This is a genomic window from Stenotrophomonas sp. TWI1151, from assembly GCF_039673135.1.
GTDB lineage: Bacteria > Pseudomonadota > Gammaproteobacteria > Xanthomonadales > Xanthomonadaceae > Stenotrophomonas.
On record NZ_JBDJLA010000001.1, the window covers coordinates 942,419 to 953,142 of the forward strand.

General features: G+C 65.8%; 3 protein-coding genes and 1 pseudogene. 3 read left to right on the forward strand and 1 reads right to left on the reverse strand.

Annotated features, from left to right (window positions below):
* Positions 1-187: 187 nt before the first annotated feature.
* Positions 188-5,080, reverse strand: a pseudogene (locus tag ABE422_RS04170) (NAD-glutamate dehydrogenase domain-containing protein); the annotation flags it as partial.
* Between the two features lie 347 nt (positions 5,081-5,427).
* On the opposite strand from ABE422_RS04170, the gene ABE422_RS04175 reads away from it, so the two are divergent.
* The 3 genes from ABE422_RS04175 to ABE422_RS04185 are packed head-to-tail and all read left to right on the forward strand — an operon-like array spanning position 5,428 to position 10,553.
* Positions 5,428-6,087 (forward strand): TetR/AcrR family transcriptional regulator, encoded by a 660-nt coding sequence (locus ABE422_RS04175; RefSeq protein WP_313210664.1) that lies wholly within the window; start codon positions 5,428-5,430, stop codon positions 6,085-6,087.
* Positions 6,087-7,364 (forward strand): efflux RND transporter periplasmic adaptor subunit, encoded by a 1,278-nt coding sequence (locus tag ABE422_RS04180; protein WP_346465906.1) that lies wholly within the window; start codon positions 6,087-6,089, stop codon positions 7,362-7,364. The genes ABE422_RS04175 and ABE422_RS04180 overlap by 1 nt, the downstream gene beginning before the upstream one ends.
* A 15-nt stretch (positions 7,365-7,379) precedes the next feature.
* Positions 7,380-10,553, forward strand: coding sequence for a multidrug efflux RND transporter permease subunit (locus tag ABE422_RS04185; RefSeq protein ID WP_313210660.1), 3,174 nt, complete (start codon positions 7,380-7,382; stop codon positions 10,551-10,553).
* The last annotated feature ends 171 nt before the right edge of the window (positions 10,554-10,724 follow it).

Consider the following 10,724-nt stretch of genomic DNA (forward strand, 5'->3'; position numbering starts at 1 on the left):
CGAAGCGGAGCCGTGTGTTTCTCATGCAATGCCGTTACCGGCCCCCGCCCATCCCTCTGGAGCAGAGCCCCCCTGAGTCAGGGGGGCGCGCCGAAGGCGCGGGGGTCTGGAAGCATCGTTTGCATGGGGCCCACGGTTTGCAACGCAAACCGTGGGGCGTCAGCGCGAATGCGCTCACGCCCCATGCTTACGCACCATGCGAAGCCAGCTGACCCAGGCGCTGGACCGCGACCGAAACGGTCGGGTAGTCCAGGGTCTTCTGCTCGGCCAGCTCGGCCAGCATCGCCAGGGTGAAGCGCAGGCTGCTGTCATCGCGACCCATCCAGGCGGCGACCTTGGCCTCGGCGCTGCTGCCCTTCATCGACAGGACCTGGGCGGCCAGGTTGCGATGGTGGGCGGCCAGCTCGTCGCGCAGCACGCCACGGGCCACGGCGTGCCAGCGGCCGTTGACCTCCAGCGCGTCGATCTGCTCGAACAGCCACGGCAGCTGCAGGGCGTCGCCCAGGCGGAAGTGGACCTTGGAGACGTCCACCGGCTTGAGCTTGCGGGTGCGGGCCAGTTCGATGATGTCGAACGCCGGCTCCAGGAACTGCAGTTCCGAGAGCTGCTGCGACAACGCCGGCGGCAGGCCCTTGTCCTTCCACTCCTGCACGCTGGCCTCGTAGGCCGGGCGCTGCGAATCCGGCAGCACGCCCGAGGCGTCGCGGATGTCGTTGAACGCGGCCTGGTAGCGGTTGACGGCTTCGGTGATGCCCGGCATGGCGCCCGGGCGCGAGAGCAGCCAGCGCACGAACGAACGCTGCAGCTTCCAGATCACTTCCAGCGCATCGATCTGCACCGACTCCGGCAACGTGCCGTCGAGGGCGTCGATCTGTGCCCACAGCGCGCGTGCATCCAGCGTCTCACGGCTGATCGTGTACGCCTTGGCGACCTCGGCCACGGTGCGGCCGGTGTCTTCCTGCATGCGCATCAGGAAGGTGGCGCCCATGCGGTTGATGGTCTGGTTGGTCACGGCCGTGGCGATGATTTCGCGCTTCAGGCGGTGACGCTCCATCGCATCGGCGTACTTTTTCTGCAGCGGCGTCGGGAAGTAGCGCTGCAGCTCCTTGGACAGGTACGGATCTTCCGGGATGTCCGACTCGAGCAGCTGCTGGAAGGCCACCAGCTTGGAGTAGGACAACAGCACCGACAGCTCCGGACGGGTCAGGCCCTGGCCACGCGCCTTGCGTGCGGACAGTTCCGCATCCGAGGGCAGGTACTCGATCTGGCGGTCCAGCAGGCCCTGCTGTTCCAGCGTACGGATGAAGTGCTGCTTGGAACCCAGGCGCTTGACCGCCATGCGTTCCATCAGGCTCAGCGCCTGGTTCTGACGGTAGTTGTCCATCAGCACCAGCGCGGCCACTTCGTCGGTCATCGAGGCCAGCAGCTTGTTGCGCTGTTCGACGGTCAACTTCTTGGCCCGCACCACATCGTTGAGCAGGATCTTGATGTTGACTTCGTGATCGGAGGTGTCCACACCGGCCGAGTTGTCGATGAAGTCGGTGTTGAGCAGCACGCCGGCCTGGGCGGCTTCGATACGGCCCAGCTGGGTCATGCCCAGGTTGCCGCCCTCGCCCACCACCTTGCAGCGCAGCTCGCCGCCATTGACGCGCAGCGCGTTGTTGGCGCGGTCGCCGACATCGCTGTGCTGCTCGCTGGCCGCCTTGACGTAGGTACCGATGCCGCCGTTCCACAGCAGGTCGACCGGCGACTTCAGGATCGCGCTCATCAGGTCGTTCGGGGTCATCGACTTGATGCCCTCGTCCAGGCCGAGTACCTCACGGACCTGCGGGGTGATCTCGATGGACTTCAGCGTACGCGGGTACACGCCACCGCCCTTGCTGATCAGCTTGGCATCGTAATCGGCCCAGCTGGAGCGCGGCACGGTGAACAGACGCTCACGCTCGACGAAGGTCGTGGCCGCATCCGGGTTCGGGTCCAGGAAGATGTGGCGGTGATCGAATGCCGCGACCAGGCGGATATGGCGCGACAACAGCATGCCGTTGCCGAACACGTCGCCGGACATGTCGCCCACGCCGACCGCGGTGAAGTCCTGGCTCTGGCTGTCACGGCCCAGCGCACGGAAGTGGCGCTTGACCGACTCCCACGCACCGCGGGCGGTGATGCCCATGCCCTTGTGGTCGTAACCGACCGAGCCACCGGAGGCGAACGCGTCGCCCATCCAGAAGCCGTGCGCCACGGCCAGGCCGTTGGCGATGTCGGAGAAGGTCGCGGTGCCCTTGTCGGCGGCCACCACCAGATACGGGTCGTCCATGTCGTGGCGGACCACGTCCACCGGCGGCACGATCTTGTTGTTGACGATGTTGTCGGTGATGTCCAGCAGGCCCTGGATGAACAGCTTGTAGCAGGCCACGCCGTTGGCGAACACCGCATCACGGTCACCGTTGACCGGCGGCATCTTGGCGAAGAAACCGCCCTTCGCGCCGACCGGCACGATCACCGTGTTCTTGACCATCTGTGCCTTGACCAGGCCCAGCACCTCGGTACGGAAATCTTCGCGACGATCCGACCAGCGCAGGCCACCACGAGCCACGGCGCCGAAGCGCAGGTGGGTACCTTCCACGCGCGGGCCGTACACGAAGATTTCGCGGTACGGACGCGGCTTGGGCAGGTCCGGCACCAGCGCCGAATCGAACTTGAAGCTGATGACGTGGCCCGGACGGCCCTCGGCATCGGTCTGGTAGTAGCTGGTGCGCAGGGTCGCATCGATCACGCCCATGAAGCTGCGCAGGATGCGGTCTTCATCGAGGCTGGAGACGCGGTCCATCAGCTTGAGCAGCGCATCGCGCGCGGCGTCCATCTGCACGGTGCGGTCGCCCTTGCGCGCATCGACCACGGTCTTGAGCACTTTCAGGGTGGCTTCGTCACCGCCGGCGAGCACGGTCAGATGCGCGCGCAGCTGGGCCTGGCCCTCGGCGATCGCGTCCTTGCTCTCGTGGCCGGTGGCCGGATCGAAGCGCGCTTCGAACAGCTCCACCAGCAGACGGGCCAGCAGCGGGTAGCGGGTGAAGGTGCCTTCCACATAGGCCTGCGAGAACGGCACGCCGGTCTGCAGCAGGTACTTGCAGTAGCCACGCAGCATCGCCACCTGGCGCCAGTGCAGGCCGGCCGCGAGCACGAGGCGGTTGAAGCCGTCGTTCTCGGCATCGCCGTGCCACACGCGGGCGAAGGTTTCACCGAAGGCGGCATCGACGCTCGGCGCATCGATCGCACCAGCCACCGATTCCACTTCGAAGTCCTGCACATACACCGGGGCGTTATCGACCGTCAGACGGTACGGACGCTCGGCGATGACACGCAGGCCCATGTTTTCCATCATCGGCAGCGCATCGGACAGCGGAATGTCGTCCAGCTGGCGGTACAGCTTCAGGCGCAGGCCATCGCCGCCTTCGCGCTGCACGGCCTGCAGGCTCAGGCGCAGGTCGTCCGGACCGGTCAGCGCGTCGAGCTGGCTGACGTCGTTGGCGGCGATCTCGGTGCTGGAGTCTTCGATGTAACCGGCCGGCAACGCCTTGCCGATACGCGCCGCGATGCGCAGGCCTTCGCCCTCACCGTGACGGGCCACCAGCGCTTCGCGCAGATCGTCCTGCCAGTTGCGCAGCACCTGGGCCAGTTTCTGCTCCAGTGCGCTGGTATCCACTTCCAGGGTCTGGCCAGCCTTCGGGCGCACGATCAGGTGCACCTGGGCCAGCGGCGACTCACCGAGCACGACCGAGCTGTCCACGTACTCGCCCTGCAGGGCATCCTTGAGCATGGCTTCGATGCGCAGGCGCACATCGGTGTTGAAGCGTTCGCGCGGCAGGTACACCAGCGCGGAGATGAAACGGCTGTACTTGTCACGGCGCAGGAACAGACGGCTGCGCACGCGCTCCTGCAGGCCCAGCACGCCCATGGCGGTGCGGAACAGCTCATCTTCGCTGGACTGGAACAGCTCTTCGCGCGGCAGGGTTTCCAGAATGTGGCGCAGGGCCTTGCCGCTGTGGCTGCTCGGTGCCAGGCCGGACTTGCTCATCACGTATTCGTGGCGCTGACGCACCAGCGGGATCTCCCACGGGCGGCGGTTGTACGCGCTGGAGGTGAACAGGCCCAGGAAGCGCTGCTCGCCGATGATCTTGCCCTTGGCGTCGAATTCGAGCACGCCGATGTAATCCATGTAGCCGGCGCGATGCACGCGCGAGCGGGCATTGGTCTTGGTCAGGATCAGCGCGTCCTTCAACCCGGTGGTGGCATTGAGGCCCTGCGCAGCGAGCGTCTTGACCGGACGTGCAGCGGACTTGTCCTGCCCGCGCATCAGGCCCAGGCCGGTGTCGTTGAGCGGCGCCAGCACGTCTTCCTTGCCCTGCTTCTCGACGCGGTACTCGCGGTAGCCGAAGAAGGTGAAGTGGTTGTCGGCGGCCCAGCGCAGGAATTCCTGCGCTTCGGCGCGCGAGGCGGCATCCACCGGCAGCTGGCGGCTGCCCAGGTCGTCGGCCAGGCTCTGCGCCTTGGCACGCATCGCGTCCCAATCGCGGACGATGGCACGCACCTCGTCCAGCGCCTTGATGATGGCCTTCTCGACGTCGGCCATGGCCTCGGCCGGCTGGCGGTCGATCTCCAGCAGCATCACCGATTCGGCGGTGCCGTCGCTGACACCGGTCAGCTTGCCGGCCTTGTCACGGGCGAAGCGGATCACCGGGTGACCCAGTACATGCACGCCCACGCCATGCTCGGCCAGCGACATCGTCACCGTGTCGACCAGGAACGGCATATCGTCGTTGACGATCTGCAACACCGTATGCGGCGACTCCCACCCGTTGCTCTTCAGCGTCGGGTTGAACACGCGGACGTTGGCCTTGCCGGACTTGCGCACACGCGCGAATTCCAGCGTGTCCGCTGCCAGTGCGGCCCACTCCTCGGCGCTGTGGTGCGGGAACTCGTCCGCCTCCATGCGCTTGTAGAAGTCGGCGGCAAAAGCCACTGCCTCGGCCTGCCCGGCCGCCGGGTAGCGCTTGCGCAAGGCCGTGTACACCGGCTCCAGCGAGAAGCCCACTGGCGAAACAGTCTGCGTATCGGCTGGTTTGGATTTGTTTTTCACGGTCTTGGCTGCTGGTTTTTGCGGTTTCATGACGGAGCGGTGCGTGATGCTCAGTTGGGAAAATGAAATTGTAGGCCTACCGCACAGAAATACCTTGCTGCAGGACGGAATAAGGTCTTTCGGGTTGGGTCCCGTTTACATCGGCACGATCAATTCGGCCGAGTACGGATCAACGCATCGGGGTTTCCTCCGACGCAGCATCGGCCGCTTCCGTTGCCACTTGACGTTGGCTATCAAACGCCGCTGAAAAACAAGGCTTCTACAATTCTGAACTGGACGGTATAGTCCACCCCGTGACTCCCCCACCCCCCGCCGCCAGCACCCTGGACGCGCGCGATCACCGCGTGTTCGATGCCGTGCGCGAACTGCTTGCCAGCCAGGGCATGCAACTGAGCATGGACGCGGTGGCACAGCACGCTGGATGTTCCAAGCAGACCCTCTACAGCCGCTATGGCAATAAACAGGAACTGCTGAAGCGGGTGATGCAGCGGCACGTCTGCCGCGCCACCGCCGGGCTGCGCTCACTCGACGGTGACGACCTGCGCGGCAGTCTGCTGCGGTTCGCCAACGATTATCTGGATCACTTCAACCAGCCGCATGTGGTCCAGGCCCGCCGCCTGATCGCCGCCGAGTCCAGTCAGTTCCCGCAGGAAGCCCGTACGCTCTACCAGAACGGGGCCGGAGCCTTGGCGCTTCATGTTTCTGAATGGCTGGCAACGCGTTCCGCCGAGGGTCAGCTGAGGCATGACGACCCGCACTTCATGGCTGAACTGCTATTGAGCATGATCGCCGGCTTGGATTTCGAGAAACAGCGTTTCCACATCCCCCACCGCGATGACGCCGCCGTGCGCCGCCGCTGGGCAGAATTCTCCGTCGACAGCTTCCTGCGCGCATTCGCTGCGCCCGATGCGGCCACGGCTTCGTATTCAAACCAACACCGGAGCTTCTCCTGATGATCGCCCCACTCCGCACCCTTGCCCTGACGTGCGCAGTCGCCCTTGCGTTGACCGCCTGCAAAAAGGAAGAGCAGCAGGCCCCGCCGCCGCCGGAGGTGGGCGTGATCGAGGCCAAGCCGCAGACCCTGCCGCTGCAGCGTGAGCTGGTCGGCCGTCTGTCGCCGTTCCGCAGCGCCGATGTGCGCGCCCGCGTCCCAGGCGTGCTGCTCAAGCGCGTCTATCAGGAAGGCTCGGATGTGAAGGAAGGCCAGGTGCTGTTCCTGATCGACCCGGCGCCGCTGCGCGCAGCACTCAATGCCTCCCAGGCCGAGCTGGCGTCGGCGCAGGCCACCGCCGCCAACGCCAAGGCCGCCGCCAACCGCGCCCGCTCGCTGGCCCCGCAGGCTTACGTCTCCAAGTCCGACCTGGATGCGGCCGAAGCCACCGAGCGCACTGCCGCTGCCGCCGTGCAGCAGGCCCAGGCCTCGCTGGCCAGCGCGCGGATCAACCTGGGCTATGCCGAAGTGCGCTCGCCGATCAGCGGCCGCGCCGGCAAGCAGCAGGTCACTGAAGGTGCGCTGGTTGGCCAGGGCGATGTGACCCTGCTGACCACCGTGGATCAGCTCGACCCGCTGTACGTGAACTTCTCGATGAGCGTGGACGAACTGACCCAGATGCGCGCGGCCCAGGCCAAGGGCGCCCTGGCGCTGAGCGGGGACGGCAAATCCACGGTGCAGGTGAAGCTGGCCGACGGCACGGTCTATGACCAGCCGGGCACGCTGGACTTCTCCTCGACCACGGTCGACCCGGCCACCGGCGCGGTCTCGCTGCGCGCGGTACTGCCCAACCCGCAGCAGATCCTGCTGCCGGGCGCCTTCGTCAGCTTCCAGGCGACCCTGGGTGAGCGCAACAACGCCTACCTGGTGCCCCTGCAGGCGCTGCAGCGCGACACAACCGGCGGCTACGTGCTGGTGGTGGGCAAGGACGGCAAGGTCGCCCGCAAGAATGTGAAGAGCGAAGGCCAGCAGGGCAGCAACTGGCTGCTCAGCGGCGGTCTGGATGCCGGTGATCAGGTCATCGTGGCCGGCGTACAGAAAGTCAAGGAAGGCGAACCGGCCAAGGCTGCCCCGTGGAACCCGGCCGCCGGCAACGGCAATGGCCAGGCCCCGGCGGGGGCTGCTCCGGCAGGGGCCGCTCCGGCGGCTGCCGCCAAGCCTGATGCCGCGGCCGCCCCGGCCGATGCCGCCGCCGCAAAGTCCGACGCCGCTCCGGCTGCCGAACCGAACAAGCAATAACGGGAAGCCTCCGTCATGCCTAAATTTTTCATTGAACACCCGGTATTCGCCTGGGTGGTCGCGATCCTGATCTCGCTTGCGGGCGTGATCTCGATCCTGGGTCTGGGCGTGGAGTCCTACCCGAGCATCGCGCCTCCCCAGGTGACGGTGAGCGCCACCTACCCCGGCGCCAGCGCCGACACCGCTGAAAAGTCGGTCACCCAGGTGATCGAGCAGCAGCTGACCGGTATCGATCACCTGCTGTACTTCAGCTCGTCCTCGGCCTCCAACGGCCGCGTCACCATCACCCTGACCTTCGAAACCGGCACCGATGCCGATATCGCCCAGGTCCAGGTGCAGAACAAGGTCTCGCTGGCAACGCCTCGCCTGCCCACTGAAGTGACCCAGCAGGGCGTGGTGGTGGCCAAGGCCAACGCCGGCTTCCTGATGGTGGTGGCCCTGCAGTCCGACAGCGCCTCGATCGACCGCGATGCGCTCAACGACATCGTCGGTTCGCGCGTGCTCGACCAGATCTCGCGTATCCCCGGCGTGGGCAGCACCCAGCAGTTCGGTTCCGAGTACGCCATGAACATCTGGCTCAACCCGGAAAAGATGCAGGGTTATGGCTTGTCGGCCACGCAGGTGCTGGCCGCGATCAAGGACCAGAACGTGCAGTTCGCGGCCGGTTCGCTGGGCTCGGATCCCTCGCCCGAGGGGCACTACTTCACCGCGACCGTGTCGGCCGAAGGCCGCTTCAGCTCGCCGGAAGAGTTCGAGAACATCATCCTGCGCGCCAATGCAGACGGCTCGCGCGTGCTGCTCAAGGACATCGCCCGGATCGCCTTCGGTGCGAACAACTACGGCTTTGACACCCAGTACAACGGCAAGCCGACCGGTGCGTTCGCTATCCAGCTGCTGCCGGGCGCCAACGCGCTGAACGTGGCCAATGCGGTCACCTCGAAGATGGACGAGCTCAAGCCGAGCTTCCCGGCCGGTGTCAGCTGGTTCTCGCCGTACGACAGCACCACCTTCGTGAAGATCTCGATCGAGGAAGTGGTCAAGACCCTGATCGAAGCGGTCGTGCTGGTCTTCCTGGTGATGCTGATCTTCCTGCAGAACTTCCGCGCCACGCTGATCCCGACCCTGGTCATCCCGGTCGCACTGCTGGGCACGTTCCTGGGCATGAGCATCATCGGCTTCACCATCAACCAGCTGACGCTGTTTGCGATGGTGCTGGCAATCGGCATCGTGGTCGATGACGCGATCGTGGTCATCGAGAACGTCGAACGCATCATGACCGAGGAGAAGCTGCCGCCCAAGGCCGCCACCCAGAAGGCCATGACCCAGATCACCGGTGCAGTGGTGGCCATTACCGTGGTGCTGGCAGCGGTGTTCATTCCGTCGGCCCTGCAGGGCGGCGCCGCCGGTGAGATCTACAAGCAGTTCGCGCTGACGATCGCCATCGCGATGGCCTTCTCGGCCTTCCTGGCCCTGGGCTTCACCCCGGCGCTGTGCGCGACGTTCCTCAAGCCGACGCACAACGACAACCCGAACATCGTCTACCGCACCTTCAACAAGTACTACGACAAGGTCAGCAACACCTACGTGGGACACATCACCTCGGCGGTGAAGCATGCCCCGCGCTGGATGATCCTGTTCGTGGTGCTGACCGCGCTCTGCGGCTTCCTGTTCACGCGCATGCCGGGCAGCTTCCTGCCGGAAGAAGACCAGGGCTATGCGCTGGCGATCGTGCAGCTGCCGCCGGGCTCGACCAAGTCGCAGACCAACCACGCCTTTGCCCAGATGCGCGGCATCCTGGAAAAGCAGGATGGCTTCGAAGGCATGCTGCAGGTGGCCGGTTTCAGCTTCGTCGGTTCCGGTGAAAACGTGGGCATGGGCTTCATCCGCCTCAAGCCCTGGGCGGACCGCGACATCACGGTGCCCGAGTTCATCAACAACATGAACGGCGCGTTCTTCGGCATCAAGGAAGCGCAGATCTTCGTGGTCAACCTGCCGACCGTGCAGGGCCTGGGCCAGTTCGGCGGCTTCGACATGTGGCTGCAGGACCGTGGCGGCGTGGGCTATGAGCAGCTGACGCAGGCCCGCAACATCCTGCTCGGCAAGGCGGCGCAGGAAAGCGACCTGCTGACCGGCGTGCGCCCGAACGGCCTGGAAAACGCCCCGCAGCTGCAGTTGCACGTGGACCGCGTGCAGGCGCAGACCATGGGGCTGTCGGTGTCGGACGTGTACAGCACCATCCAGCTGATGCTGGCCCCGGTGTACGTCAACGACTTCTTCTATGAAGGCCGCATCAAGCGCGTGACCCTGCAGGCCGATGGTCCGTACCGCACCGGTGCGGAGTCGTTGAACAGCTTCTACACGCCCAGCACGCTGCAGACCAACGCCGACGGTACGCAGGCGATGATTCCGCTGAGCACCGTGGTGAAGTCCGAGTGGGTGTCCGCCCCGCCGTCGCTGAGCCGCTACAACGGTTACTCGGCGGTCAACATCGTCGGTTCGCAGGCGGAAGGCCGCAGCTCGGGCGAGGCGATGCAGGCGATGGAGCGGATCGTCAACGACGACCTGCCGGCCGGCTTCGGCTACGACTGGTCGGGCATGTCCTACCAGGAAATCCTGGCCGGCAACGCCGCGACCCTGCTGCTGGTGCTGTCCATCGTGGTGGTGTTCCTCTGCCTGGCCGCACTGTATGAAAGCTGGTCGATCCCGGTGGCGGTGCTGCTGGTGGTGCCGCTGGGTGTCCTGGGCGCGCTGGCCTTCTCGCTCGCCCGTGGCCTGCCGAACGATCTTTACTTCAAGATCGGCCTGATCACGGTGATCGGCCTGGCGGCGAAGAACGCGATCCTGATCGTGGAGTTCGCGGTGGAGCAACGGGCGGCGGGCAAGAACCTGCGCGAGGCGACCATCGAAGCCTCCCGCCTGCGTTTCCGCCCGATCCTGATGACCTCGTTCGCCTTCATCATGGGCGTGGTGCCGATGGCCATCTCCACCGGTGCCGGCGCCAACGCACGTCACGCGATCGGTACCGGCGTGATTGGCGGCATGGTGTTCGCCACCTTCCTGGGTCTGCTGATGATCCCGGTGTTCTTCGTGGTAGTCCGCCGCATGCTGGGTGACAAGCTGGACGAACCGTCCAAGGAGTTCCTGGAGCGCCAGGGCGAAGCCAACACGGCGCACCGTCCGGATCGTTGATCTGGCGGTGACGCCCTGAAACGGAAAAGCCCCGGCGCGAGCCGGGGCTTTTTTGTGGGCGGTGCATGACGGGTAGAGCCACACCATGTGTGGCTGACCGGAACCGATGCCGGTAGTGCCGGCCCCGGGGGGGGTCCACCCGTGGCCCCGGGCGGGCCGCCCGGGGGGCCG

Bases quoted from the DNA above. Each gene is read 5' to 3' on its own strand.
- ABE422_RS04180 (WP_346465906.1), top strand. From the start codon at position 6,087: ATGATCGCCCCACTCCGCACCCTTGCCCTGACGTGCGCAGTCGCCCTT.
- ABE422_RS04185 (WP_313210660.1), top strand. From the start codon at position 7,380: ATGCCTAAATTTTTCATTGAACACCCGGTATTCGCCTGGGTGGTCGCG.